At 64.4% G+C, this 25,259-nt stretch carries 32 protein-coding genes; 16 read left to right on the plus strand and 16 right to left on the minus strand.

The window, feature by feature from the left end:
• Positions 1–35: 35 nt before the first annotated feature.
• Complete coding sequence (locus FCT00_RS03805; protein WP_138421907.1) at positions 36–800, minus strand: LytTR family DNA-binding domain-containing protein; 765 nt, start codon at positions 798–800, stop codon at positions 36–38.
• A gap of 126 nt (positions 801–926) precedes the next feature.
• On the opposite strand from FCT00_RS03805, the gene FCT00_RS03810 reads away from it, so the two are divergent.
• The 5 genes from FCT00_RS03810 to FCT00_RS03830 all read left to right on the plus strand — a co-directional run bounded on the left by FCT00_RS03810 (position 927) and on the right by FCT00_RS03830 (position 5,571).
• On the plus strand, positions 927–2,534 hold the full coding sequence (locus FCT00_RS03810; protein ID WP_138421908.1) for a GMC family oxidoreductase: 1,608 nt from the start codon (positions 927–929) through the stop codon (positions 2,532–2,534).
• Between the two features lie 319 nt (positions 2,535–2,853).
• Positions 2,854–3,357: a type III secretion system chaperone family protein gene (locus FCT00_RS03815; protein ID WP_008333781.1), complete on the plus strand. Its 504-nt coding sequence runs from the start codon at positions 2,854–2,856 to the stop codon at positions 3,355–3,357.
• A 113-nt stretch (positions 3,358–3,470) separates the two neighbouring features.
• Entirely contained in the window at positions 3,471–4,286 is an 816-nt protein-coding gene (gene proC / locus FCT00_RS03820) for a pyrroline-5-carboxylate reductase (protein WP_138421909.1), read from the plus strand.
• Entirely contained in the window at positions 4,283–4,621 is a 339-nt protein-coding gene (locus FCT00_RS03825; protein WP_008333779.1) for a tRNA-binding protein, read from the plus strand. Before proC ends, FCT00_RS03825 begins: the two co-directional genes overlap by 4 nt.
• The gene (locus FCT00_RS03830; RefSeq protein ID WP_138421910.1) at positions 4,621–5,571 is read left to right on the plus strand and encodes a 2-hydroxyacid dehydrogenase; all 951 of its coding nucleotides are present in this window, start codon (positions 4,621–4,623) and stop codon (positions 5,569–5,571) included. Before FCT00_RS03825 ends, FCT00_RS03830 begins: the two co-directional genes overlap by 1 nt.
• Positions 5,572–5,584: 13 nt before the next feature.
• Here FCT00_RS03830 and mbfA read toward each other — a convergent pair whose 3' ends face one another.
• The 4 genes from mbfA to FCT00_RS03850 all read right to left on the minus strand — a co-directional run bounded on the left by mbfA (position 5,585) and on the right by FCT00_RS03850 (position 9,405).
• Positions 5,585–6,565, minus strand: a complete 981-nt coding sequence (mbfA, locus tag FCT00_RS03835; RefSeq protein WP_008333776.1) for an iron exporter MbfA — start codon at positions 6,563–6,565, stop codon at positions 5,585–5,587.
• A 73-nt stretch (positions 6,566–6,638) separates the two neighbouring features.
• Positions 6,639–7,343 (minus strand): NYN domain-containing protein, encoded by a 705-nt coding sequence (locus FCT00_RS03840; protein ID WP_008333773.1) that lies wholly within the window; start codon positions 7,341–7,343, stop codon positions 6,639–6,641.
• Positions 7,344–7,397: 54 nt separating this feature from the next.
• Complete coding sequence (locus FCT00_RS03845; RefSeq protein ID WP_138421911.1) at positions 7,398–8,183, minus strand: hypothetical protein; 786 nt, start codon at positions 8,181–8,183, stop codon at positions 7,398–7,400.
• A gap of 91 nt (positions 8,184–8,274) precedes the next feature.
• On the minus strand, positions 8,275–9,405 hold the full coding sequence (locus FCT00_RS03850; protein ID WP_138421912.1) for an S-(hydroxymethyl)glutathione dehydrogenase/class III alcohol dehydrogenase: 1,131 nt from the start codon (positions 9,403–9,405) through the stop codon (positions 8,275–8,277).
• Positions 9,406–9,505: 100 nt separating this feature from the next.
• On the opposite strand from FCT00_RS03850, the gene FCT00_RS03855 reads away from it, so the two are divergent.
• Both FCT00_RS03855 and FCT00_RS03860 read left to right on the plus strand, forming a co-directional pair.
• On the plus strand, positions 9,506–9,787 hold the full coding sequence (locus FCT00_RS03855) for an I78 family peptidase inhibitor (protein WP_138421913.1): 282 nt from the start codon (positions 9,506–9,508) through the stop codon (positions 9,785–9,787).
• Positions 9,784–10,056, plus strand: a complete 273-nt coding sequence (locus tag FCT00_RS03860) for an I78 family peptidase inhibitor (RefSeq protein ID WP_138421914.1) — start codon at positions 9,784–9,786, stop codon at positions 10,054–10,056. The genes FCT00_RS03855 and FCT00_RS03860 overlap by 4 nt, the downstream gene beginning before the upstream one ends.
• 51 nt (positions 10,057–10,107) lie before the next feature.
• Here FCT00_RS03860 and FCT00_RS03865 read toward each other — a convergent pair whose 3' ends face one another.
• The gene (locus FCT00_RS03865) at positions 10,108–10,548 is read right to left on the minus strand and encodes a c-type cytochrome (RefSeq protein WP_138421915.1); all 441 of its coding nucleotides are present in this window, start codon (positions 10,546–10,548) and stop codon (positions 10,108–10,110) included.
• A gap of 176 nt (positions 10,549–10,724) precedes the next feature.
• Between FCT00_RS03865 and FCT00_RS03870 the strand changes: the two genes are divergently transcribed.
• The 3 genes from FCT00_RS03870 to FCT00_RS03880 all read left to right on the plus strand — a co-directional run bounded on the left by FCT00_RS03870 (position 10,725) and on the right by FCT00_RS03880 (position 14,017).
• A complete protein-coding gene (locus FCT00_RS03870; protein WP_138421916.1) occupies positions 10,725–12,374 on the plus strand; it encodes a Y-family DNA polymerase in 1,650 nt (549 codons plus the stop codon).
• A 38-nt stretch (positions 12,375–12,412) separates the two neighbouring features.
• Positions 12,413–13,336, plus strand: a complete 924-nt coding sequence (locus FCT00_RS03875) for an AEC family transporter (RefSeq protein ID WP_138421917.1) — start codon at positions 12,413–12,415, stop codon at positions 13,334–13,336.
• Positions 13,337–13,681: 345 nt separating this feature from the next.
• Entirely contained in the window at positions 13,682–14,017 is a 336-nt protein-coding gene (locus FCT00_RS03880) for a DUF2794 domain-containing protein (protein WP_040885109.1), read from the plus strand.
• Here FCT00_RS03880 and FCT00_RS03885 read toward each other — a convergent pair whose 3' ends face one another.
• The 3 genes from FCT00_RS03885 to FCT00_RS03895 all read right to left on the minus strand — a co-directional run bounded on the left by FCT00_RS03885 (position 14,018) and on the right by FCT00_RS03895 (position 16,740).
• On the minus strand, positions 14,018–14,794 hold the full coding sequence (locus FCT00_RS03885; protein WP_328591391.1) for a C40 family peptidase: 777 nt from the start codon (positions 14,792–14,794) through the stop codon (positions 14,018–14,020).
• A 98-nt stretch (positions 14,795–14,892) separates the two neighbouring features.
• Positions 14,893–16,278, minus strand: a complete 1,386-nt coding sequence (locus FCT00_RS03890) for a leucyl aminopeptidase family protein (RefSeq protein ID WP_138421919.1) — start codon at positions 16,276–16,278, stop codon at positions 14,893–14,895.
• Between the two features lie 84 nt (positions 16,279–16,362).
• Positions 16,363–16,740 (minus strand): hypothetical protein, encoded by a 378-nt coding sequence (locus tag FCT00_RS03895; protein ID WP_040885106.1) that lies wholly within the window; start codon positions 16,738–16,740, stop codon positions 16,363–16,365.
• A gap of 142 nt (positions 16,741–16,882) precedes the next feature.
• Here FCT00_RS03895 and FCT00_RS03900 point away from each other — a divergent pair, with 142 nt between their 5' ends.
• Genes FCT00_RS03900 through FCT00_RS03920 form a run of 5 tightly spaced genes read left to right on the plus strand, consistent with a single transcriptional unit; the run spans position 16,883 to position 20,118 of the window.
• Positions 16,883–17,533, plus strand: coding sequence for a carbonic anhydrase (locus tag FCT00_RS03900; protein WP_008333755.1), 651 nt, complete (start codon positions 16,883–16,885; stop codon positions 17,531–17,533).
• Positions 17,533–18,189: a lysophospholipid acyltransferase family protein gene (locus FCT00_RS03905; RefSeq protein ID WP_138421920.1), complete on the plus strand. Its 657-nt coding sequence runs from the start codon at positions 17,533–17,535 to the stop codon at positions 18,187–18,189. Before FCT00_RS03900 ends, FCT00_RS03905 begins: the two co-directional genes overlap by 1 nt.
• Positions 18,186–19,130 carry a phosphatidate cytidylyltransferase gene (locus tag FCT00_RS03910; RefSeq protein ID WP_138421921.1) on the plus strand — a complete coding sequence of 315 codons (945 nt, stop codon included), beginning with the start codon at positions 18,186–18,188 and terminating at the stop codon, positions 19,128–19,130. The genes FCT00_RS03905 and FCT00_RS03910 overlap by 4 nt, the downstream gene beginning before the upstream one ends.
• Entirely contained in the window at positions 19,130–19,507 is a 378-nt protein-coding gene (locus tag FCT00_RS03915) for a hypothetical protein (protein WP_008333749.1), read from the plus strand. The genes FCT00_RS03910 and FCT00_RS03915 overlap by 1 nt, the downstream gene beginning before the upstream one ends.
• A complete protein-coding gene (locus tag FCT00_RS03920; RefSeq protein ID WP_138421922.1) occupies positions 19,504–20,118 on the plus strand; it encodes a CDP-alcohol phosphatidyltransferase family protein in 615 nt (204 codons plus the stop codon). Before FCT00_RS03915 ends, FCT00_RS03920 begins: the two co-directional genes overlap by 4 nt.
• Before the next feature lie 53 nt (positions 20,119–20,171).
• Here the strand turns inward: FCT00_RS03920 and FCT00_RS03925 are convergent, their stop codons facing one another.
• The 6 genes from FCT00_RS03925 to FCT00_RS03940 form a co-directional block, all read right to left on the minus strand.
• Positions 20,172–20,354: a hypothetical protein gene (locus tag FCT00_RS03925; protein ID WP_008333746.1), complete on the minus strand. Its 183-nt coding sequence runs from the start codon at positions 20,352–20,354 to the stop codon at positions 20,172–20,174.
• Between the two features lie 52 nt (positions 20,355–20,406).
• Positions 20,407–20,580: a hypothetical protein gene (locus FCT00_RS21385; RefSeq protein ID WP_008333744.1), complete on the minus strand. Its 174-nt coding sequence runs from the start codon at positions 20,578–20,580 to the stop codon at positions 20,407–20,409.
• An 86-nt stretch (positions 20,581–20,666) separates the two neighbouring features.
• Entirely contained in the window at positions 20,667–20,843 is a 177-nt protein-coding gene (locus FCT00_RS21390) for a hypothetical protein (RefSeq protein WP_171042875.1), read from the minus strand.
• Between the two features lie 220 nt (positions 20,844–21,063).
• The gene (locus FCT00_RS03930; RefSeq protein ID WP_138421923.1) at positions 21,064–21,324 is read right to left on the minus strand and encodes a hypothetical protein; all 261 of its coding nucleotides are present in this window, start codon (positions 21,322–21,324) and stop codon (positions 21,064–21,066) included.
• Positions 21,325–21,347: 23 nt separating this feature from the next.
• Positions 21,348–21,533, minus strand: coding sequence for a hypothetical protein (locus FCT00_RS03935; RefSeq protein ID WP_138421924.1), 186 nt, complete (start codon positions 21,531–21,533; stop codon positions 21,348–21,350).
• 222 nt (positions 21,534–21,755) lie between these two features.
• Positions 21,756–23,390: a mucoidy inhibitor MuiA family protein gene (locus FCT00_RS03940; protein WP_171042876.1), complete on the minus strand. Its 1,635-nt coding sequence runs from the start codon at positions 23,388–23,390 to the stop codon at positions 21,756–21,758.
• Positions 23,391–23,513: 123 nt separating this feature from the next.
• Here FCT00_RS03940 and FCT00_RS03945 point away from each other — a divergent pair, with 123 nt between their 5' ends.
• The gene (locus tag FCT00_RS03945; protein WP_138421926.1) at positions 23,514–23,996 is read left to right on the plus strand and encodes a hypothetical protein; all 483 of its coding nucleotides are present in this window, start codon (positions 23,514–23,516) and stop codon (positions 23,994–23,996) included.
• Here FCT00_RS03945 and FCT00_RS03950 read toward each other — a convergent pair.
• A complete protein-coding gene (locus FCT00_RS03950) occupies positions 23,993–25,015 on the minus strand; it encodes an aspartate-semialdehyde dehydrogenase (RefSeq protein WP_008333736.1) in 1,023 nt (340 codons plus the stop codon). The genes FCT00_RS03945 and FCT00_RS03950 overlap by 4 nt on opposite strands.
• Positions 25,016–25,259 lie beyond the last annotated feature (244 nt).

The following is a 25,259-nucleotide window of genomic DNA, read 5'->3' on the forward strand; positions in this document are numbered from 1 at the left end:
AGACCTAGGCATCCGCCCGGCCCGTGTCGAGAACCCTAGCGTTTTTCCAGCGCTTCCGTCAGGACAGGCACGTTCGGGCGACTGACCGGCAGCGTCGTGCCGTTTTTCAGAACCACCTGACATTTGCGCCCGTCCTTCTCGACCCGCTCGACCGCGTGAAGCGCAACCCAGTGCGACCGATGAATCTGCATACCCGGATAGCCGTTCAGCTCTGCGAGCGCGTCGGACATACGCTTGAGAATGCGGCCGGCACCGTTCGAGGTGACGACATCGAGATAATGGTCCTGCGTCGTGATCGAGATCAGCTCGGTCCCAAGTTCGGGTTCGAGGTTGCGCACGAACAGGGGCGACTCCGGTTCGGCCGGTTTCGGCGCGGTCTTTTCGGCGTCGGGCTGAGGCTCGGGGGCGGCGTGGTACATCGGGCGCAGATAGCCCTCGAACACCCCGACCCCGAAGCCGATCAGGGTCACGAACACCCACCGGAAGCCAAGGTTGTAGGGCGTGAACTCGGCATGCCGCACCATCGTATCGAGCACCAAGAGCGCGGTCGCGCCGATCGGCCCGGCGATAAAGGCACCGACAGCGATGCGCAGGATCGGGTGCAGGTTTCCGGGCAGGCGGTAAAGCGTCAACTCGGTCAGCGCGATCATCGGCACCGTGATGAACACCAGTGCGACGGGCCAGTAATAGGCCCGTTCGAGAATGGTGAGATCGAAGAATGTGCCAAAGGGTCCGGTCACGACGGCAACCACCGTCATGACCAGCACAACAAGAATCTTGCGCCGATAGCCCGCCCTCATGACTGATGAAATAAGCGATCCCGTCACTTTGCGCAATTCGTCGCACGCGAAACAAATCGTCCCTCGAACCTTGCGTCAGCTTGGCCACGGGGACTATGGAAGCGGTTGAAAACTTGGGAGCGGGTCATGGCGGATATCGGCGGCAACTGGGACTACATCATCGTCGGCGCTGGAACCGCCGGATGCGTGCTTGCGAACCGACTGAGCGAGGATCCGGGCACCCGCGTTCTCCTGCTCGAAGCCGGGGGCAAGGACACCTACCCGTGGATCCATGTGCCGGTCGGGTATCTCTATACGATGGGGAACCCCAAGACCGACTGGATGATGACCACCGGGCCGGAACCGGGTCTGAACGGACGGTCGCTCGCCTATCCCCGCGGCAAGGTCGTCGGCGGCTGCACCTCGATCAACGGCATGATCTATATGCGTGGGCAATCGGCGGACTATGACCATTGGCGGCAACTGGGCAACACGGGCTGGGGCTGGGATGATGTCCTCCCCTATTTCCGCAGGAGCGAGGATCACTACGGCGGCGCGTCCGACCTTCACGGGTCCGGCGGCGAATGGAAGGTCCAGAAACAACGCCTGAAATGGGATATTCTCGAAGCGGTGCAGGAAGCCGCGATCCAGTTCGGCATCCCGTTCTCGTCGGACTTCAACGACGGGCTGAACGAAGGTGTCGGCTTCTTCGACGTGAACCAGAAGGGCGGCGTGCGCTGGTCGGCGGCCAAGGCGTTCCTGCGCCCGGCTCAGGGGCGCTCGAACCTGCGCGTGGTGACAGGGGCGCTGGCGGAAAGCCTGATCCTCGATGGCAAGCGCGCGGTCGGCGTGCGGTGGACCGTCAAGGGCGCGGCGCAGGAGGCGCGGACGGCGGGCGAAGTGCTGCTGGCCGCCGGGTCGCTCAACTCTCCCAAGCTCATGGAACTCTCGGGGATCGGCGACCCTGACGTGATCGGCGACTTCGGGATCGATGTCGCCCATGCGTTGCCCGGTGTCGGCAAGAACCTTCAGGACCACCTTCAGATCCGCACCGCCTACAAGGTCACCGGCGCCAAGACGCTGAACCAGTTGACCAACTCGCTGATCGGCAAGGCCCGCATGGGCATGGAATATGCGCTGAAACGCTCCGGTCCGCTTGCCATGGCGCCCTCGCAGTTGGGCATTTTCACCCGGTCGGACGACAGCGTCGCGACGCCGGACCTCGAATATCACGTGCAACCGCTGACGACCGACAAGCTTGGCGATCCGCTGCACCCGTTCCCCGGCATCACCGTTTCGGTCTGCAACCTCCGGCCCGAAAGCCGTGGCACGTCGCATCTGCGTTCGACCGATCCGGGCGAACAGCCGGACATCCGGCTGAATTACCTCTCCGCCGAGAAGGACAAACTGGTGGCCGTCAAATCCGTGCAGCAGGCGCGCGAGCTGATGAAGATGCCCGCCATGGCGAAATACGCGCCGGAGGAATTCCTTCCCGGCCCCGCCATCGCCACGGATGCGGACCTCTTGCGCAGCGTGGGCGACATCGCTTCGACCATTTTTCATCCGGTCGGCACCACGAAGATGGGAACCGACCCCATGGCCGTCGTCGGACCGGACCTCAAGGTCCACGGGATCGACGGTTTGCGGGTCGTCGATGCGGGCGTCATGCCGACGATCACCTCGGGCAACACCGCCTCGCCCACCGTCATGATCGCAGAAAAGGCCGCCGACATGATCCGGGGCAGCGCCGCCTGAGCGCATCGCGGGCCGCGCCGTCCGACCCGGCACCAACCTGCCGGAACGGCCCGCGCCGTTCGGCTGCAATTCGCGCACGTGACGATGGTTAACGCCCGGAAATCTCGAAAAAATTGCGTGATTTGTGCAAGTCGCGAGTCCTCAAGCGACTCGATTCGTTAGGAAAAAGCGGATTTTTGACTTTCTCCTTTACAGGAGTCAACGAATATCACACGATATCTAGTAGGGATGGGGCGCACTAGACGCCACACCCTGTACAGGCAACCAGCCATTGCGTTTCTGCATCCGCAAAGGCTGAAGCGAGCAGAAGGGGCAAGCCATGGCGGCGACCGAGCACTATCTCGAAGCGGAAGACCTGCATCCAATCGACATCGTAGAAACTCTCGCGGAAAGCCACGCCTGGGACTTCGACCGTGTGGCCGACGACCAGATCGCGATGGCGGTCGAAGGTCAGTGGCGCACCTACTCGATCACGCTCGCCTGGAGCCCCTACGACGAAACGCTCCGGCTCATCACGACGTTCGAGATGGAGCCGCCCGAAGAAAAACTCGCCATGCTCTACGAGGCGCTCAACGCCACCAACGACATGGTGTGGGACGGGGCCTTCACCTACTGGCACGAACAGCGCCTGATGGTGTTCCGCTACGGCCTCGTTCTGGCCGGCGGGCAGATGGCCGGGCCCGAGCAGATCGGACGCCTGATTTCCTCGGCCGTCCAGAATTGCGAACGCTTCTACCCGGCCTTCCAACTGGTCAACTGGGGCGACAAGAGCGTCGAAGCCGCCATGCAGATCGCGATGGCCGAGGCATACGGTCGCGCCTGACGAAATTCATCTCCAATGAACGGCGACGGGGGGCTTCGGCCCCCTGTTTTCGTATCCGCATTGCGCACCGGGTGCCGCCCGCCTAGTCTCCGCGCCGACGAAGGAGACAAGCGATGGACATGAACGACATCCGCGAGAAGGGCATGGTCCTTCTGGGTTGCGGCAAGATGGGCTCGGCGATGCTCAAGGGCTGGCTGGATGGTGGCCTTCCCGCCACGTCGGTCTGGGTGAACGACCCGAAGCCGTCGGAATGGTTGCAGGGGCTGGAGGGTCTGAACCTGAACGCCGATCTGCCGCCTGCGCCTGCGGTCGTTCTGGTCGCGGTCAAACCGCAGATGATGGCCGATGCGCTGCCGACGCTGAAGGCGATGGGAAACGGGTCCACCCTGTTCGTTTCGGTCGCCGCCGGGATCACCATCGCCACCTATGAGGACATGCTGGGCGATCGGACCCCCATCGTGCGCGCGATGCCCAACACGCCTGCCGCCGTGGGCCGTGGCGTGACCGCGATCATCGGGAACGGCGCGGCGGGTACCGATCACGCCGATCTGGCCGAGGCGCTCTTGTCCGCCGTCGGTCAGGTCGTGCGGCTGGAAAGCGAAGAGCAGATGAGTGCGGTGACCGCGATTTCCGGCTGCGGGCCTGCCTATACCTTCCACCTGATCGAAGCGATGGCGGCGGCGGGCGAGGCGAATGGGCTGGCGCCGGAACTGGCCTTGCAACTGGCAAAAGCGACTGTCGCGGGCGCCGGGCATCTGGCCGAGAACGCCGACGAAGACCCGGGCCAATTGCGCGTCAACGTGACCTCGCCCAACGGCGTGACGCAAGCCGCGCTCGAAGTGTTGATGAACGAGACCGACGGCTTTCCGCCGCTCTTGGAACGCGCGGTCGAGGCCGCGATCAAGCGCGACAAGGAACTGGGCGCATGAGCGAAATCAGCTTTGACGATTTCCTGAAGGTCGACGTGCGCAAAGGCACGGTGGTCAAGGCCGAGCCGTTCCCCGAGGCGCGCAAGCCCGCGATCAAGCTGTGGGTGGACTTCGGCAAAGAGATCGGGGTCAAGAAATCCTCGGCCCAGATCACCAAGCACTACACCGAGACCAGCGTGATCGGCATGGGCGTCATGGCGGTGGTGAATTTCCCGCCACGTCAGATCGGCAAGTTCATGTCGGAAATCCTCGTCCTCGGCGTGCCGGACGCGGATGGCGAGGTGGTGCTCATCACCCCGGACAAGTCCGTGCCCAACGGCGGGCGGCTTTTCTGATGGAGATCCTCGTCACCCGCCCCCTGCCCGACGCCGTGCTGAACAAACTGGGCGCGGCCCACGACGTGACCCTGCGGGAGTCGACCGAACCGCTCGACCGGGATGAGATGCTGGCGGCTCTTACCGGGTTCGATGCGGTGCTGCCGACACTGGGCGACGCGTTCTCGCGCGAGGTGTTCGAGGCGGCGGGCGACATCCGCTGCAAGCTGCTCGCCAATTTCGGGGTCGGTTACAACCATATCGACGTGGCGGCGGCCCAGGCGCATGGGGTGGCGGTGTCCAATACCCCCGGCGCGGTGACGGATGCGACGGCGGATATCGCGATGACGATGATCCTGATGACCGCGCGACGTGCGGGCGAAGGCGAGCGGATCGTGCGGGCCGGTCAGTGGGAGGGCTGGGGTCCGATGCAGATGCTCGGCCAGCACGTCACCGGCAAGACGCTGGGCGTTATCGGCATGGGCCGGATCGGTCAGGCGATAGCGAAACGCTGCCACCACGGTTTCGGCATGGACGTGATCTTCTACAACCGTTCGCCCAAGAAGGTCGGGTTCCCGGCGCGCCAGCGTGAACGGCTGGAGGATGTGGCGGCGCTTGCCGATTTCCTTGTCGTCGCCGTTCCGGGCGGGGCCGAGACGCATCACCTGATCGGGCGCGAGGTGTTCTCGTCGATGCCGGACCATGCGATCTTCGTGAACATCTCACGCGGGGATGTTGTCGATGAGGCCGCGCTCATCGCCGCGCTTCAGGCGGGCGACATCGGCGGGGCCGGGCTCGACGTCTACGAGAACGAGCCTGAGGTGCCCGAGGCGCTGAGAGCGATGGAGAACGTGACGCTCCTGCCCCATCTCGGCACCGCGACGCTTGAGGTGCGCACGGCGATGGGGATGCTGGCGGTGGACAACATCCTGTCGTTCTTCGCCGAAGGAAAACTGGTCAACCCGGTCTGAGGCCTCGGGGGCGTCAACCGCCCCCGATAAGCACCCCTGCCGCGAACACCAGCGCACCCCCCAGCACCACTTGGAACGTGGCGCGGAAAAAGGGCGTCGCCATGTATTTGTTCTGAATCCACACGATCGCCCAAAGCTCGACGAACACCACGATGATGGCGATGATCGTGGCGGTCCAGAAATCCGAGATCAGGTAGGGGAGCGCGTGGCCCAGACCGCCGAGCGTGGTCATCAGCCCCGATGCCACCCCGCGCTTGACCGGAGAGCCGCGCCCCGACAGTTCGCCATCATCCGACGCGGCCTCGGTGAAGCCCATCGAGATGCCCGCGCCGACCGCCGCCGCCAGACCGACCAAAAGCGTGGTCTGCGGGTCTTTCGTCGCGAACGCGGTCGCGAAGATCGGGGCCAGCGTCGACACCGACCCATCCATGAGGCCCGCCAGCCCCGGCTGCACCCATGTGAGGACGAACTGGCGATGCGCCGCTTCGTCCTCCTGCTCCCGCGCCTCGCCCGACAGGTATTTGCGTTCGAGCTGCCCGGCCACGTCATTGTGCCCGGCCTCGGCAGCCGCGAGGTCACCCAGAAGCTTGCGCGTGGCGGCATCGGAAGAACGGTCGGCGGCCTTGCGGTAGAATTGTTCCGCCTGCCGCTCCATCTCGCGCGCCTGCGCCCGCATCCGCTCCAGCCCGAGGTTTTCGATCATCCACACCGGCTGGCGCTGGAAATAACCCGCCACATGCTCACGCCGGACCAAGGGGATCACCGTGCCGAAACGGCGCTCATGCTCGTCGATCAGCCATTTGCGATGGTTGTCCTCTTCCGCCGCCATTTCATCGAACACCTTCGCGGAGGAAGGATATTCCTCACGCAGACGCTCGGCATACTGGCGGTAAATGCGCGCATCATCCTCTTCGTTGGAAATGGCGAGCGCGAGCACTTCCTGCTCGGACAGGTCGGAGAACCGACGGCGGGAGAATGAGAATCCGGGAACCATATGCACACCTGTTTGGAACGATTCCAAACTAGCGACGCGCCCGCCAAGTTCAAGGGTCCAGCTTGTCGCGGCCTCAGTCCAGACGGCGGACGTAGACGTGGTTCCCCTCGCGCTTCATCTCGAACCGCTTGGTGTCGCGGATCAGGTCCGACAATTTCGCGCGACCGTAACTGCGGGTGTCGAAGTCCCGGTTGTCGGCCTGAATGGTCTGGCCGACGACGCCAAGCTGGAACCACTCGCCATCCTGATCGATCTTGGCCATCGCCCCGAAGATCAGCGGCAGCGCATCCATCGGATCGCGCTTGCCCTTTTTCTTCTCGGCGGGTTTCTCGGCCTCTTCATCCACGATGTTCTCGATCATGACGAAGCGCGAACAGACGTTGCGCAGGCTTTCCGGCGTCTTGCCCTCGCCGATCCCGATCACGGTCAGCCCCTGTTCACGGATGCGGTTGGCCAATGCGGTGAAGTCGCTGTCGGACGAGACGAGCACGAAACCGTCGAACCGCCCGGTGTGCAAAAGGTCCATCGCGTCGATCACGAGACCGATGTCGGAGGCATTCTTGCCCTTGGTATTCGCGCTTTCCTGATGCGCGACCATCCCCAGTTCCTGCACCTTGGATTTCCAGGGGCCAAGCCTTTGCGAGGACCAGTCGCCATAGACGCGGCGCAGCGCAGGCTCGCCATAGGTCGTGATCTCCTTCAACACGCCATCCGCGAAGCGGGCGGGGATATTGTCGGCGTCGATCAGGACGGCGAGAAGAGGCTTGGTTTCGGGCATGTCGGGCTGTCCTTCGTATGGCTGCGCCTTCGGTATCCTACTTGGTCGCTGCCGTCACCCGCTTGCGATGTCGTATTGTTTCGCCCAGTCGTCCAGATCACCGGGACCGTCCAGCCGTTCGACCAGCGCGATGCGGCTCAGTATCCGATCCAGCGCCGCGCGCGTGTCCCCTTCGGTCTGGCGATAGAGCGAGGCGAGAGCACCGGGCAGGCGCATTTCCGGCTCGGGATGGCTGTAGAACAGCGCGAAAGGCGCGGAATTGATGTTGGACACGAGGCTCGCCACATCGGGCAGGATCGTGCTTTTGAAATCCACGTCCTCCGGCGGAATGGCATGGGTCAGCATCAAAAGCGACCGACCGGCCAGCACGGTCTGTGTCGTCGACAGGATGAAACTGACCGACAGGGTCAGAACCACCATACCCGTCACCGCCGCCATGACACCCAAGAGCGCGGACGCCATGGACCCGGCCTTGGTGATCCCGCCGCCGACCGTGGACAGCATGTGCCCGGCGTGGGACAGCGCCCCGATCAGCGAGGCCGGCGTTTCCGGCCCTTGGCGCAGAATACCGGGTTCGAGTGCGTGGAGGATCATGGTCCAGCCCACTGCCAGCCCGGCGATCCACCAGATCGCGACGACGCTCATGCAAAGTGGACCGACGACGTGATATTTCCAGCGCAGGTCGGGCAGCGTTCGATGCAGCGCGAACACGCCACGGGCAAGCCGATGGGAGACGAAGTAATAGACGTTCGTTCCGATGGTGGTGAAAATGAAATCGACGAAAACATAGACGACGATCACCGCGCCTATGGTCAGTTCGATGACGTCCAAGGGGGTCATGTGTCCTCCGATAGTGGCTGCTCACCGAAAGACAACGGCCGGAGACCGCCCTGCGGTTCCGGCCGTTTTTTCCGACGCCGTCTGGCGTGGGTCAGTAAAGCACCACCGACCGGATCGACTCGCCCTTGTGCATCAGGTCGAAGCCGGTGTTGATCTCGTCGAGCGGCATGGTGTGCGTTATCATCGGATCGATCTCGATCTTGCCGTCCATGTACCAGTCGACGATCTTCGGCACGTCGGTGCGGCCCTTGGCGCCGCCGAAGGCAGTGCCCTTCCAGACGCGGCCGGTGACCAGCTGGAACGGACGGGTCGAAATCTCGGCCCCCGCCGCCGCGACGCCGATGATGATCGATTCACCCCAGCCGCGATGTGCGCTTTCCAGCGCCTGACGCATGACGGTGGTATTCCCGGTGCAATCGAATGTGTAATCCGCCCCACCGATCAGGTCGCCGCGCCGCTTGGTCAGGTTGACCAGATAGGGGACGATATCCTCGTCCAGCTCCTTCGGGTTCACGAAATGGGTCATGCCGAATTTCTCGGCCATTTCCTTTTTCGACGGGTTGATGTCGACGCCGATGATCATGTCGGCCCCGGCAAGGCGCAGCCCCTGAATGACGTTCAGACCGATCCCGCCCAGCCCGAACACCACGGCGGTCGCGCCGATCTCCACCTTGGCGGTATTGATGACGGCGCCGATGCCCGTAGTCACACCGCAGCCGATGTAACAGATCTTGTCGAACGGCGCGTCCTCACGCACCTTGGCGAGCGCGATTTCGGGCAACACCGTGTGGTTCGAAAACGTCGAGCAGCCCATGTAGTGCAGGATCGGGTCGCCATCGAGCGTCGTGAAACGGCTGGTCCCGTCCGGCATGACGCCCTGTCCCTGCGTCGCACGGATCGAGGTGCACAGGTTCGTCTTGCCGGAGGTGCAGGAATAGCATTCGCGACACTCGGGCGTGTAGAGCGGAATGACGTGATCGCCCGGCTTCACCGTCGTCACGCCCTCGCCGACCTCGACAACGACCCCCGCGCCCTCATGCCCCAGAATGGCCGGGAAAAGCCCTTCGGGGTCCGCACCGGACAGGGTGAATTCGTCGGTGTGGCAGATGCCGGTGGCCTTGATCTCGACGAGCACTTCGCCGGCTTTCGGCCCGGCCAGGTTCACGTCCATGATTTCAAGGGGTTTACCGGCCTGCGTGGCAACGGCGGCGCGCGTTTTCATAAGAACTCTCCCTAATCGCTTTCGTCTACCTTGGGCGAATATTCGCGTCCGTTCAATGGCATGGCCTTGCGCCTGCGCCAAGGACGGATATCTAGGAAGCATGTGGAAATTCGCCCTCATCCCCGCCGCGCTTCTGGCGCTCGCCGCCTGCCAGACCGAGGCTCCCGTCGCATCGGCGCCCATGCCCGAACCGCAGCTTTGCGCGGCCGACCAGATGCAATCGCTTGTCGGTGACGACATCTCGAACCACCCCGAACTCGTGCGATCCAAGGATCTTCGTATCCTCGAGCCCGGTTCGATGGTGACCATGGATTATCGCGCGGACCGGCTGAATATCGACACCGACGAGGCGGGCATCATCACCAAGGTCTATTGCGGATGAAGTGGGGCGCGCTCGCCATCGCGGCCTTCGCGCTCGCCGCGTGCGAGCAGGGGGCGACGGTGACCTATGATCCGAGCGGGCAACTGGGCGTTTGCCCGGCTCCGGCATTTCAGGAGTTCGTGGGCCAGCCCTATGCCAACACGCGGATCGAATGGCCGGACCTCCGGATCATCCGGCCCGGCGATGCGGTGACGCGGGATTATCTGGAAAACCGCCTTAACGTCGATCTGGACGAGAACGAGGTCATCACCCGCATCTGGTGCGGGTGATCCGTTCCCCTTAAGGGCTGTGCGGGGCGCCCGTTGTACGCCCTGCCAGACTTACAGCTTGTAGGGCTTGTGGCAGGCGCCGCAGGCCCCGCCGACCGAGCCCATCACCGCACCAAGATCATCCGCGCTCGACACCATGCCGGACGCATCTGCCGCCGCGGCCTGAAGCGCCTCGGCCTTGCTCACGAAATCGTCCCAGTTGGCCCAGATGTCGTCCGACGCATCGCTTTCGGCGTCCACCACCTCTTCTTCGAACAACGTGGGCACCGTGGCCGCCGTCTCGGAGATCGTGGTGAGAGCGGCCTGAATGGCGGCCGCGTCGAATTCCATCGTGCCCTTGGCCGTGTCGCCGACGATTTTGAAATTCTGGCCGATGGTTTTCATCGCCTGCTGCCGCGCCTGAATGGTTGGGTTGTCCGACTCGGCATGGGCCGCGATGCCGAAAGTGGCCGTGGCCAGAGCGGCGGAAGCAAGGAGTGTCTTGACGTTCATCTGGATTTCCCTTTGCGATCAATATGTTTTGCGCGTCTCCAGGTCACCTTAGCGGGTGCGGCATGATTGCATAGTCACATCCCCGTCAGGAGGCGGGGGACTGCCGGGACTCGACTCCGGCCCTGCGGTTCGCCTATGAGAACATTAAGTGAACATTAGCCGCGCTGCCGCCCGCCATGCCTGCCAAACGCCATCTGTCGCTGTGGTTCCCCCGCCTCGCCGCCGAGCGCCTGCTGCGTCTCGATCGCGGCCTGCCCGCGGGGCCTTTCGTCGTGGTCGAGGATCAGCGCGGGGCGCAGGTGATCGCCTCGATGAACGCGGAAGCGCAGGCGGCGGGCCTGACCCTTGGCCAGCCTCTGCGCGACGGGCGGGCGATGTGTCCGGGCCTCACCTCGCGGCCCGCCAATCCGGTGGCCGAGGCCGCGTTCCTCACCACGCTCCGCCGCTGGGCGGGGCGTTTCAGCCCGTGGGTCTCGGAAGAGGCGCCCGACGGCCTGATCCTCGACATCACCGGCTGCGCGCATCTGTTCGGCGGCGAAGACGAGCTTGCCGCCGAGATCGACCGGGAATGCACCACGCTGGGGCTGACCGTTCGGCTGGGGCTGGCCGACACGCTGGGCGCGGCATGGGCGCTGGCGCGGTTCGCGAATGTGGCGGGCAGCGGCCACCGCTCCGGCGACGCCATCGATCAGGAGGCGCGCGCGACACGATCCCGTGCCGTGAAGCGCAAACACTGGACGCGCGGCGGCACGGCCCCCAAGCCCGCCACGCAGTCGGTCGCCCCGCGCATCGCACCCGTGGGACAGACCAGACAGGCCATCGGCCCCCTGCCCGTCGCCGCGCTCCGGCTTGAAACGGAGACGGTCGAGGGGCTGACGCGGCTGGGGCTGCGCCGGATCGACGACCTGTTCGGCACGCCGCGCGCAGGTCTGGCCCGCCGGTTCGGGCGGCACATGGTGCGCCGGCTGGATCAGGCGCTGGGCGTCGAACCCGAACCCGTCTCGCCCGCCCGCCCGCCGGTGCGCTTCGCCGTGCGCATGGGCCTGCCCGACCCCATCGGGCTGGAGGAGGATCTGCTCGCCTGTTTCGACCGCCTGCTGCCGGAGCTGTGCGACCGCCTGACCCGCGCGGGCCGGGGCGCACGGCGGGTCAGGGCCGAATTCTCGCGGTCCGACCACACCATGCAGGCGGTCGAGATCGGGCTGGCCCGCCCCACCGCCGACCCGCATCGGATGCGTCCGCTGTTGGGCATGAAGCTGTCCGACGTCGACGCGGGCTTCGGCATCGACGCGGTGCGGCTGGTTGTGACCAGTCACGAGCCGGTGCACGCCACCCAGCATCGCGGGCATCTGGAGGCGGGCGCGACTGTGTCGAACCGTGGTCCGGGCGCGGCGCTCGACGACCTTCTGGGGCGGATCGGCACGCGGCTGGGGCTGGAGGCGATGGTGCGCCTGCACCCGGCGGAAAGCCATATCCCCGAAAAGGGCGCCACCGTGCTGGCCGCCGCCTTTTCCCAGCCCGCGACGAACTGGCAGGCCCCGGCCCGCGAACGGCCCCTCAGGATGTGGCCGCCGGAGCCGGTGATGATCCCCGACCTGCCCCATCTGCCCGAGACCTTTCGCTGGCGCGGACGCGATCACGGGGTGGCCAGCGCCTTTGGCCCGGAACGGCTCGCCCCGGAATGGTGGCTGGACGATCCCGCCTGGCGCACCGGGCAGCGCGACTACTGGGTGGTGACGACGACGCGGGGCGAACGGCTGTGGCTCTACTTCGCCCACGGTGCCGCGCAGAGCGCCGGATGGTTCTGTCACGGCGCCTTCGCTTGAGGATGGTGGCCGCCCGCAGGTCATGCTAGGGGCAGGTCATGGTCGCTGTCCTTATCCAGGTTCTTCCCTTCTTCGCCGTGATCGCGCTTGGCTATCTCGCGGGGCGCACGGGCTTTTTCTCGGAAGCAGCGACGGCGGCACTGACCAAGTTCGTGTTCTACTTCGCCCTGTCGGCGATGCTGCTCAGGTTCTCGGCCACGCTCAATCTGGGCGACGTGGTGAGTTGGCCGTTCATCTGGGCCTACCTGATCGGCACCTCGGCCATCTACATCGTCGCGACCATCGTCGCCCTCGTTCGCCGCATCGGCGTGGAACAGGCGGCGGTCGAGGCGCAATGCGCCGTGATCGGCAACACCGGCTTCCTTGGCGTGCCCATGCTGGCGCTTCTGTTCGGGGAAGAGGCGATCGGGCCGGTCATGCTGTGCCTTGCCGTGGACCTCGTCGTGTTCTCGTCGCTCATCGTGATCCTCATCACGGGAACGCGTGACGGACGCGTCAGCCCCAAGGTTCTGGGCACCGTGGCGATGGGGCTGGTGAAGAACCCGATGATCGTGTCCATCGTCGCCGGTTTTTCGTGGTCGGCCACGGGCATTCCGCTCCCCGGCCCCGTCACCGAGATGCTGACGCTTCTGGGGGCGGCGGCCACGCCCGGCGCGCTCTTCGCCATCGGCGCCTCGCTCGCCTCGAAATCGGCCGAACGGCTGTCGGTCGCGGTCTGGCTGTCCTTCGCCAAACTGGTCCTGCATCCCGCGGCGGTGGCCGTCATGGCGATCTTCGTATTCACGCTCGACGCCTTCTCGGCCAAGGTCATGATCGCGACGGCGGCCCTGCCCGTTGCGGGCAACGTCTTCATCCTCGCCCAGCATTACGGGGTGGCACCGATGCGCGTGTCTGCGGCGATCCTCGTCTCGACCGCCGTGTCGATCTTCACGGTCGCGGGCGTCATCGCGCTGGTGGGCTGAAGACCCTGATTTTAGCAAGGCGGCCCAGCCTTGCACGACGGAGCAGCCCGCCCCGCGCAAATCGCCAACACAATCAAGCAAAACAAGCGCCCTTGTTTCCGGCGCATAGGCGGAAAAATGCAAAACCCCACCGCTTGGGGTGGGGTTTTGGATCCCGGCGCCGCAAACTGGGTGGGGGCTGTTGACGCGGCACCGGGGAAGCTTGCGCTTCGAGGGTCAGGTTTGCATACCAATCGCGGCGCCATTTTGGGCGACCCGCGGTAAACCAGCGGTCTTTTTGTGTCGTGAATCGGGCGCACTCATCCGGGGATTGATTTACCGTCGAATTGGGCGCAGGCTTACCCCATGAACGCGCCCACTCCGTTCCCTCGTAACGTAGACGAGAAGGTGGCATTCAACCGCCACGAGCTCTCCATCATTCTTGGCCTATACGGACGCATGGTCGCCGCCGGCGAATGGCGCGACTACGGCATGAGTTTCCTGAAAGACGTCGCGATCTTTTCGGTGTTCCGCAGAGCCGCCGAAAACCCGCTTTACCGGATCGAGAAACGACCGAAGCTGCGCGGAAAGCAGGGCCAGTATTCGGTCATCGGCATGGACGGGCAGATCCTGAAACGTGGCGCGGACCTCAAGACGGTGCTCCGCGTGCTCGAACGCAAGCTGATCCGCGCGGTCGAGTGATTACGGCAGGCGCCGATGCGCCGTCACCGGGTCATCGCCCTGCGCCTCGATCCGCGCAATCGCAGCCTCCATGTCCTCGTATGTGACCCCCATTGCACGGGCGTTGGCATGGATGATCCGCGTTTCGTCCGCGACCATCGCGACATGCCCCTTCCAGAACAGAAGATCGCCGCGCCGCGCCGGACCTTCGGCAGCTTCACCGAGTGACATCTGCATGTCGCTGTCACCCGGACAAGTCAGACCGCAGGCGAGAAACGCGGCCTGAACCAGCCCTGAACAATCCAGTCCGAACCCGGAATTTCCGCCCCACAGATAAGGCGTTCCCAGGAACCGCTCGGCGACGGCGACCGGATCGCTTTCGACCTCGGCGATGGGCCGCAGGTGCGCCATGGGCACGTATTGCGTGCGTCCGGTCTTGTGCCCGTCGATCTCGCTCGGGCGCCGCCGCATGTCCACCTCGCCCCAACGACCGCCCTCATGCGTGGCGAAGACGGTCAGTTGGGAGCCGTGCGAAATCGGCAATGCCTCGTCTCCGGTCTTGAGTTCGGGCGAACCGACCAGATAGCTCTGACGTGCCGAGACGACGTGGGTCGGCTCAAATCCGGGTTCGGCGAGCAGGTCGGACGCGATGGTGCCGACATATCCGTCTTTCTCGGCAAACCCGAAGCAGCGCCCATCCGACTCGTCGAGCACGACGAAGGTGTCGTGAAGCACCAGTTCCCGCAGACGTTTGGCGGGGTCCAAGGCATCTCTGAGCGTGGCGACGGGAACGGCCACACTTCGCCGCTCGCCTTCGACAAAGGCTTCCGCGTCGACCTGACCCCGCAAAGAAATATGCGCGACCCGACCGTTCGATTTCAGAAGCCGACGGTCCGTCACAGCTTCAGCATCCCGGGCAGGGCTTCGAGGAGCGCGCGCGCGCCCTGTCCCACGCCGCCGACGGGCCGTGCCGGGGCCGCCGCAGGCTGCCAGCCGAAGATATCGAAATGCACGTATCTGTCGGTGTCGGTCACGAAGCGTTTCAGGAACAGGGCCGCCGTGATCGACCCCGCGAAACCGCCCTTCGGCGCGTTGTCGAGGTCGGCGATCCCCGGTTCGATCATTGCGTCATACGGCGTCCAGAACGGCATTTCCCAGACCGGGTCCGCCACTTTCGGCGCGGCCACGCGCAGCGCGTCGGCATCCATCCCGTCCGTCGCATAGAATGGGGCGAGGTCCGGGCCGACCGCCACCCGCGCGGCCCCCGTCAGCGTCGCCATCGAAACCATCAGGTCCGGCATATCCTCGTCCCCCAGCGCCAGCGCATCGGCTAGCACCAGCCGCCCCTCGGCGTCGGTGTTGTTGATCTCGACCGTCAGCCCCTTGCGGCTGGTCAGGATATCGCCCGGCCGGAAAGCATCGCCCGAGACGGCGTTTTCGACCGCGGGGATCAGAACGCGCAATTGCAGTTTCAGCCCCAGCGCCATAATCATCCGCGCGAGGCCAAGCACGGTCGCCGCGCCGCCCATGTCCTTTTTCATAAGGCCCATCGACGCGCCCGGTTTCAGATTGAGCCCCCCGGTGTCGAAGCACACGCCTTTGCCCACCAGCGTCAGGGTGGGCCCGCTTTCGCCCCAGTGCATGTCGATCAGGCGCGGCGCACGCACGGCGGCGCGGCCGACCGCATGGATCATCGGGAAATTCTGTTCGATCAGATCATCGCCGACGATCACGTCGATCTCGGCGCCGAATTCGTCCGCCAGCGCACGGGCCGCATCGGCAAGGTCCGCCGGCCCCATATCACCTGCGGGCGTGTTGATGAGATCGCGGGTCAATGCCTCACCCGCCGCGATGGCCTGCACCCGGGCCGCATCGACCCCATCGGGCGCGATCAGCCCCGCCTTGGGCGCGGGGTGCTTGGCGTATTTCTCGAAGGTGTAACCGGCGAGAAGCCAGCCCAACGCGACCTCGTCAAGCGCGTGGCCGGTCAGGTCCGTGACAAGCCGGTAGGTGCCCTCCGGCAGCGCCGCGCGGGCCTTTGCCGTGCCGAACCGCATTCGCGCGCGCGCCTTGGCATCGCCCAATCCGACGAGAGCGCCGTCGATCTTGCCGTCTTTGCCCAGCAAGACGAGCACCGCCCCAAGACCTGCGGAATAGCCGCTTGCGTCGAGCCATGCCGCATGGCTGTCCGGCAGGGTTTCCTTGACCTTCGCAAGCGACTCCTTCGCCACGAGCGTCAGGGGAATGGCATCATCGGTCGGTGCGGCGAATGTCAGGCTCATGTTGGCTCCGGTCAGATTGTCGACCGCGCCACCCTATCCCATGTGCGGGCACCTGCAACGGGGGCCGCGCGGGGCCTGCGCCCCTCAGCCAATCCCGTCCGACATATCCCAGACAGCGACCAGTGACCGATCCCCGATCCGTTCCAGCCGCGCGATGACAGCGCCCAGTGCCGGGGCGTCGCGTCCGGAGGAGAGATCGGACAAATCACGCGACACCCGCGCAAGTTTGGTCATGCCGACCTGCTGCGCCACGGCGGCAAGCGCGCGCGCTCCGGCCGTGAGATCGTCGAAGCGTCCATCGCGGTAATCCCCCGGCAGGGCTTCGAGCAGCGCCGACAATTCCTCGAGCGCGTGCTGCACGACCTTGTCGGCCCCGACCGGCCCCAATTGCCGGTAAAGCACCTCCAACTGGTCGCGGTCGAGCGCGACCGCTTCGGCCAATTTCAAAACGGCAACTGACATCACCTTCACCCTTTCCCCTCAAAGCGCATGAACCGTGCACCCTCAGCCTCAAGAAAAGGTTTCCGCGTGATCTTGAAATCACTCGAATTTCCCGAAAAATCCGCCTAAACAGCTTTGACCGCGCGCAACAACGGGGAGAAGCATGGACCACGCGAGACCGCTTCCGAAATATCTTGTCCAGCGTTACCAAGGCTGGAAAGCGACGAGCTATTCCGAGAACAAATCATGGTATCGCCGATTGGCGAGCGAGGGGCAGCATCCCCGCGCGATGATTATTTCCTGCTGCGACAGCCGCGTGCACGTGACGTCGATTTTCGGCGCCGATCAGGGTGAATTCTTCATTCACCGTAACATCGCGAACCTCGTGCCGCCCTATGAACCGGACGGGAATCGGCACGGCACCTCGGCGACCATCGAATACGCCGTCACGGCACTCAAGGTCGCGCATGTCATCGTGATCGGCCATTCGTCCTGCGGGGGCGTCAAGGGTTTCTATGACATGGCAACCGGCGCCGCGCCCGAGCTGAAGGCGCCCGAAAGCTTCGTCGGCCGCTGGATGGACGTGCTGCAACCGGGTTACGACCGGATCAAGGATCACCACTCCGGGCAGGATTGCGTCGATCACCTTGAAAAAGAAGCCGTGAAGGTGTCGCTCGACAACCTGATGACCTTCCCCTTCGTAGCGGACGCCGTGAAAAAGGAAGAGCTTTCGCTGCATGGCCTGTGGCACGACATCGGGGAAGGCGGGCTGTTGTTCTACGAAACCGAAACCGACTCCTTCCAGCCGGTCTGATGCACCGGGCGCTGCGAGGACTGAAAGCCTTCGCGGCGCTCGTCGCAGGACATGCCATCGTTCTATTCGCCCGGCTGGTCACGGCCCCTAGGGCGATCTGGGCGGGGATCGACCCGGTTCCCGCCCAACGCATCTATTACGCCAACCACACGTCGAACGGGGATTTCGTGCTCGCATGGGCCGTCCTGCCCCCTGCCTTGCGTGACCGGACCCGCCCCGTGGCCGCCGCCGATTACTGGCTCAAGTCGCCGCTTCGCGCGTTCGCCGGTCGCGACGTGTTTCGCGCCGTGCTCATCGACCGGAACCCCGAAAACCGGGCGGACGACCCTGTCGAGCACATGGTCGGCGCGCTGGACGAAGGCTCCAGCCTGATCCTGTTTCCCGAAGGCGGGCGTAACATGGGGCCCGATCCGCTCCTGCCGTTCAAAACGGGTCTGTTCCACGTCGCCTCGAAGCGGCCCAAGGTGGATCTCGTGCCGACGTGGATCGAAAACCTGAATGCCATCCTGCCAAAGGGCGAGATCGTTCCGGTGCCGCTGCTGTGCACGGTCACCTATGGCACGCCGATCCATCTGGGCGACGGGGAAACGAAAGAGGCGTTCCTGAAGCGAGCCGAACAGGCGTTGGTCGCCCTCAAGCCGGAGCGTGACGCATGAACGCCCCCGAAGAGTTCTTTCGCCTCCTGCTCGCCGTCGTGGTGGTTCTGTCGCTGGCCTCGGGCCTTGGCGAGGTGCTGCGCCGTCGCTTCGACGCGGACGGCACGAACACGGTCATCGAAAACCTGAACGCCCGAATCAATTCGTGGTGGGCGATGGTGATTCTTCTGGCGCTCGCGCTTCTGTTCGGTCGCATCGGCGTCGTCGTTCTGTTCGCGCTGATGTCCTTTGCGGCACTGCGCGAGTTCCTGACCCTCACCGTCAAGGCCCGCGCCGACCACTGGGCGCTTCTGGTATCGTTCTTCGTCGTCATCCCGGTGCAATATTGGCTGATCTACATCGACTGGTATGGCCTCTATTCGATCTTCATCCCGGTCTACGCCTTCCTATTCATGCCGATCCTCGTCGCCCTGCGCGGCGACACCTCGCGTTTTCTGAGCCGCGTGGCCGAAACCCAATGGGGCCTGATGGTCGCGGTTTTCGCCGCCTCCCACGTCCCCGCGCTTCTGACGCTGGACATTCCGGGCTTCGAAGGCCGCGAAGTCCTGCTGATCGCATGGCTCGTCGTCGTCGTTCAGGGCTCGGACGTGCTGCAATACGTCTGGGGCAAGCTGATCGGGCGTCACCCGGTGGCCCCGCCCCTGTCACCGTCGAAAACGTGGGAGGGTTTTGCGGGCGGCGTCCTTTCGGCCTCGGCCCTCGGGGCGCTCCTCGCATGGCTCACGCCCTTCGCCATATGGCAGGCAGCCTTACTTGCCATTCTCGTCACTCTCATGGGATTCTTCGGCGGATTGGTAATGTCAGCTATCAAAAGGGATAAGGGCGTAAAGGACTGGGGGCACTTGATCGCGGGCCACGGAGGCTTTACCGATCGTCTTGATTCCGTTGTGTTTTCCGCGCCCGTATTTTTCCACGTCGTAAGGTATTTCTGGTCGGTCTAATGGCAGTTCTGCATTCGAATATCGCTCACGTCCTTGCGGGCGTCCTCCTGATGGGGGGCTGGGCCTTCATCGCGAACCTCGGTCATCCTTGGCCGGCCGCCCTGATCGCCGGGCTGGTGCAGGGTGCGATCACGGGCACGATGACATTCTTCATCAAGAAAGCGTTGGAATGGGTGGCCCAACGCACGACGGGCGTGCTGCCGCCGACGCTTGCGGCAAGCACGATTTCGGCCACCATGCTCACCGTGATCCACACGCTCGCAGGCACGCCTGCCTTCTGGGCCACGGTCATTGTGCCTTTCACGGTCGCCACGATCTATGGCGCGACGTACACTTTCACACTTCGGCGGTCCTTCGCGCCGAGCCGGGCACAGTGACCCGCCGCCCGCTTGCGACACGCAGCGCGGGCTGGGCCAAAGCACTGGCACGCGGGCTGGCCCGAACGCGGGTCACGCCAAACGCGATCTCGATGGCTTCCGTGCTGTTCGCCGCCTTCGCCTGTGTGGCGTTCTGGGCTTCGCGCGGCGTTGCCGATGGTTGGCTGGTGGTTGCAGCCGCGGCGATCCAGTTGCGCCTTCTCTGCAATCTGCTCGACGGTATGGTGGCGGTCGAAGGGGGGAAAGCGTCCGCGGACGGCGCGTTCTGGAATGAGTTTCCCGACCGGATCGCGGATGTCTCCATACTTGTCGGTGCGGGTCTTGCCGTCGACAACCCCGCACTCGGGTGGGCGGTCGGATCGGTCGCCGTCGGGACAGCCTATGTCCGTGAAGCGCGTGTCGCGCAGGGGCTGGACGCGGATTTCTCAGGCCCGATGGCGAAACCGCACCGCATGGCGGCGATGAGCATCGCGGCGCTTCTGTCCATTGCCCTCCCCCAGATCGCCGGTCATGCGACCTTGGAACTTGCGCTTTGGGTGGTTTTGATCGGGACGGTCCTGACCCTCGTCAGGCGGGCGGTCCGTTTTCGCGAAGCGTTGTCCCGAAAATGAAAAACGGATGCGGCGAGGGCGTCCGCATCCGTCTTTCCGACTGTCGGGGCCGATCAGGCGGCGAGGCGCACCACGGAGCCTTGCGAACGGATCGAGCTGAAGGCCGGGATCGGCTGGGCCTTTTTCACAGGTTCGAAGTCGAAGATGGAAACCACATTGTGGGCGTGGTCGTTGGCGGCATCCAGCGAAGCGAGAGCGGCAAGGCGTCCGGCGCGGGCTTTTTCGATGAGGGTCATTGGGGTGTCTCCAGAATTCAGGGGTGTCGTTGGGGGCGTCGGGGTCAGTCGCTCAGGCGACGGAACCGCCGGAGGCGAGGACGTCGGTGGTGACGTGGTTGCAGCGGCGGGCATTCGCGGCGGCTTTCCAGTCGGCCATCGACACGACGTTGTTCTGGTAGACGTTGCCAGCGGCAGCTTTCGGAGCTTTGGCGGCGTAGGCGGTGAAGTCGATAACGTTGGTCATTTTGGTTTCCCCAGGATTTTGTGGCCGTTTTGTTTTTGTGTGGCCGTGTGGTCAGGTTTGGTCAGGTGGTCAGGAGAGCGCGGTGGTCAGGCCGCTAGTCGTTTGATGGTGCCCTTGCTGTCGGCACTCGAGAAGAAATCCTCGATGTCGGTGCTCGACAGCTCGGGCAGACGTTTTTTCCGGTCGCGGTTCGCGATGCCTTTGAACGGCTTCGGGAAGCGAACGACCTTTTCGTCTTTCTGGTTCTGAGCGGTGGCAGCCATTCTAAACCTCGTTGGCACTTTTCTGTTCCGATGAGGACAAAGCTGCGCCCCGATTCGGGCGGGAAATGTGCTCAAATGGGGCAAGACTGGGGCATTTCACCCTTTCGACACCTAAAAATACCGGTTTTTGCCCCTTTCAGACCCACCTTCGCCCTAGTTCACGGTAACCAGCCGGTTCAAATGCGGCCCTGCCATGACCCCCGACACAAGTGAGTCGCATTCACGCCGCAATGGGATTCGTAAGCATCAGCGGCGGGAGCTTGTTTTCACTGGCTTTTCGGCAGGTATGGAAAACCGGACGGTCCGCGCGCTTGGGCAGGGTGCCGTCGAAAATGGACACGACGTTGCCTGAGTCGGCGGTCACGGCACGCAGTGCGGCAAGCGCGGCCAGACGGCCCCGGCGGATCTTTTCGACGATCGGCAGATCCTCACATCCTTCGCTTTCAAGAACGGTGGTCGTGGTGGCGTTGAAGGCGGTCATGGTAATTCTCCCGGAATGTTGGATCAGGCGAAATCGCCGGAGGTGGCGAGGACACGGGTCATGAAGAACAAGCCGTTCGCGGTGCGGTGCGGGCGCGTGCGGCCTTTCCACCGTTCGAGCGACACGATGTTCGCGGCAGCCATAGGCAGACGCGGCGCATTGGAATTGGCGGCGCGTGTCTTGGGAAAGGCGATGACGATGCTGTTCATGACGATCCGGTCCTTGCTCGGGGCCGCATTTGGCCCGCTGTTCTGAAGAAGGGAAAACCGGTTTCCGGCTGGGGCCTCTCGGGCCGAGCGGGCTTTGCCGCAGGGTCGGCTTGTCCGCCGACCCCCACGTTCTCGCTAAGAATTCGGTCACAAATCGCGCTGACTTGCGGCGAAACGGTGCCTCAAGGAAACGATTTTAGTTGAGTTAAAATCGACCGGTCGTCACGGGTTCCAACTGAGCACCTGCCCCTCGGGCCAGTCGAGGGTGATCGTGATCTCGACCTCCTGCGTCTCGCCCGGCGCAAGCGTCAGATCCCAGGCCGACACGCCCCGGCGGTCATCGACGTCGGTTTCGTCCGGCGCGGGCAACGCGACGATTTCGACCTCCAGATCCTCTTTCTCCGAGAAGGTCAGCGGAAAGAGTGCGCGAACCTCCTGCGGTTCGTCCGACAGGTTCTCGACGGTGAAGGTGATGTCCTGAACGCGCGTGGAGGATCGGTTGATGATCCCGGCGTCCCCTTCCGCATTGCGCTTGAGGATCGTGTCGAGCCGGATCGATTCCATCGGGCCGAACGCCAGCTCCTCGTCGCCGCCCGCCGGGATCATCGGGATCGCCATGCGCCCGACGAAATGACCGTCGCGCATCAAGCTCGCCTCGCCCGGCAGGATCGGCTCGCCGGTCTCGTTCGTGAATTCGGCCATGAGGAACGCGGTCTCGTCCCAACGCGGCGCGGCCTCGATGGTCACATCGGCCGTTATGGTCAGCGTGTCGAGCGCAAGTTCGGCCGCCTCGCCCGGCGCGATGGTCACCGGGTCGGGATAGACATAGGACACCGCAAGCCCGTCGATCTGCAAACCGGCCGTCTTCATCGGCGCGGGTTCGGCCACGATTCCCGCGACGGCCATATCCTCGTCCGCCATCTCCATTTCCGCGCGCGGGGCCATCGGGATCGGGCGACGCTCGTCGGGGTCGAAGATGTCGGCCATATCCGGATAAACCTCGCTCGGCGCGATGCGGTCGCTGGGCCGTGCGGTCGACAGGGTCAGCGCCACATCGGTCCAGGCCCTCCGGTCGTCCTGCGTGACGATCAGCTTGCGGTCCATCGTGATCTCGCCCGCCTCGCGGTCGAGGTTCATGTCGTAATCCACGCGCCAGCCAGCGGCCCAGCTCTGCTCGGTCATCTCAAGCGCAACCGGCCCCGCTTCGGCGACCACGACCTCGACGGTCAGCATGTCGTTCTCGGTCGTGGGCGGGGACAGGCGGGTGAGCGCGGCTTGGGCAGCGGCAAGGTCACCCTTCAGATCGGAAAGCTCGTCCTCCAATGGCCGCAGGGCAGCCTTGGCGACGAGAAGCGCGGCGCGGGTTTCGGCCGTCTGCGTGGCGACGAGGTCTGCGATGGCGAGGATTTCCTCCGCCGTCGCCTCGGCCGGCGGTGTGATCGCGGCAAGATAGTCGGCTTTGGCCTGCAAGGCCGCAAGGTCCACCCGAGCCACCTCGATTTCGTCCACCTTGGCTTCAAGCGCCTCTTCGGCCCGGTCGATCCGGGCGGCTGCTTCCTCCTGCGCCTCGGTATAAAGGTCGCGCGCGTCTGAAACGACGTCGCGCCGGAAACCCAGCGCACCGACCACCACGCCCTCGCTTACCGCGATACGCGGCAGGCTGCCCATGCTGTCGGACTCGGGGTAAGGCACCATGACGACGTGCTCGCCTGCGGGCAGATCGAGTTCGGCGCGCAGGGTCAATGTCGCCCCGTCGGGATAGATAATCGCTTCGGCCACTGTGGCCTGCGCGAAGAAGGTATCGGCCTGAGCGGGAACGGCGGCGATCAGAGCGATGAGGGAAACGGTGGCGCGCATGACTGGGTGCTCTCCTGAATTGAGGTGAAGGCACGCTAACGCGGGGCGGGGCGCGGGCATAGCACCGGGATTTTCGTCGGCGCGAATTCACCGATCGTTAAGGACGATGCGGGAGGGTGGGGTATGACCCTTGAACCCGTCACCCTGTCCATGCCGCCCGAAATGATCCGTGGGCTTGAGCGTATTGCCGAAGCGCGTGATCTGACGCCGGGCCAGATCGTGCGGGCTTTGGTCGAGAAGGAATTGAAACGCAACACCGGGGCGAAGACGCCCAACCGGGCGGATGAGCCGCTCGTCGCCCGCCTTCAGCGGCTCCTCGCAGCCGACATGGCCAGCGCGCATGGTTGGGCCGACCTTGCCGGAAGATTATCGCTGAAAGGGTATGAGGTCCGGCCCGCGGGCGGGGGCTTGACGATCCACGACCGCGTGACCGGCGCGCGGCTGTGCAAATCATCGGAGCTTGGCTTTGCCTATGCGCGCTTCGTGCGCAAATTCCGTTGCCCGATGCCGGGCCATCCGCACCGGATGCAGCACATCCTGAACGACATCGCCGCCGGAGTTCCCCCCGACGGCGACGATGACCTCATTCTGATCGAGGACGATTAGCCCTTTTTCAGAACCTCGCGGCCCAGAAGCTCGGCGATCTGAACCGCGTTCAGCGCCGCGCCCTTGCGCAGGTTGTCCGACACGCACCAGAAGTTCAGGCCGTTCTCGATCGTGACGTCCTGACGGATGCGCGAAATGAAGGTGGCGAAGTCGCCCACCGCCTCGACCGGAGTGACGTAGCCGCCCGGCTCGCGCTTGTCGACGACAAGCAGGCCCGGCGCCTGACGCAGAATTTCGCGGGCTTCGTCCTCGTCGAGGAATTCCTCGAATTCGACATTGACCGACTCCGAGTGGCTGACGAAGACCGGGACGCGCACGCAGGTCGCGGTGACCTTGATCGACGGATCGACGATCTTTTTCGTCTCCGTGACCATCTTCCACTCTTCCTTGGTGTCGCCCGAATCCATGAACACGTCGATCTGCGGGATGCAGTTGAACGCGATCTGCTTCGGATAGACCGACGGCTCGACCTCCTGACCCGGCACGAACATGCCCTTGGTCTGGTTCCACAGCTCGTCCATCGCGTCTTTGCCCGAGCCGGAGACCGACTGGTAGGTCGAGACGACGACGCGCTTGATCTTGGCGCGGTCATGCAGCGGCTTCAGCGCCACGACCATCTGCGCGGTCGAGCAGTTCGGGTTCGCGATGATGTTCTTCTTGGAATAGCCGTGGACCGCCTCGGGGTTGCACTCCGGCACGATCAGCGGAACGTCCGGGTCGTAACGGTAGAGCGACGAGTTGTCGATCACGACGCAACCGGCCTTGGCGGCAATCGGCGCGTATTTCTTGGTGGCGTCCGACCCGATGGCGAACAGCGCCATGTCCCAGCCCGAGAAATCGAACTGGTCGAGGTCCTGGGTCTTCAGGGTCTTGTCGCCGAAGCTCACCTCGGTTCCCAGTGACCGGCGCGACGCGAGCGCGGCGATCTCGTCGACCGGGAACTGGCGCTCGGCCAGGATGTTGAGCATTTCGCGACCCACGTTCCCCGTGGCGCCGCAGACGACGACCTTGTAGCCCATCTGGCTCTCCTTTTCGGTGTCTCAGGTTTCGGGCGCTGATACAGGAATGCAGAGAGAGGTGAAAGAGTTTCATCGCTCACCATTCGTGACAGGCTCCATTGACTTTTGTGACGGCACGCCCGAAATGCCGCTCATCCTGACCGCGGCCGCGTGAGCCGCCGTCGCCACGACAATGACCAAAAACATGGGCGGCAGGGTCAGGATGCAGGGGCGAAGCGCCCCGATACAGGTTCCCATTTCACGC

The organism is Maritimibacter alexandrii (assembly GCF_005871115.1).
GTDB lineage: Bacteria > Pseudomonadota > Alphaproteobacteria > Rhodobacterales > Rhodobacteraceae > Maritimibacter > Maritimibacter alkaliphilus.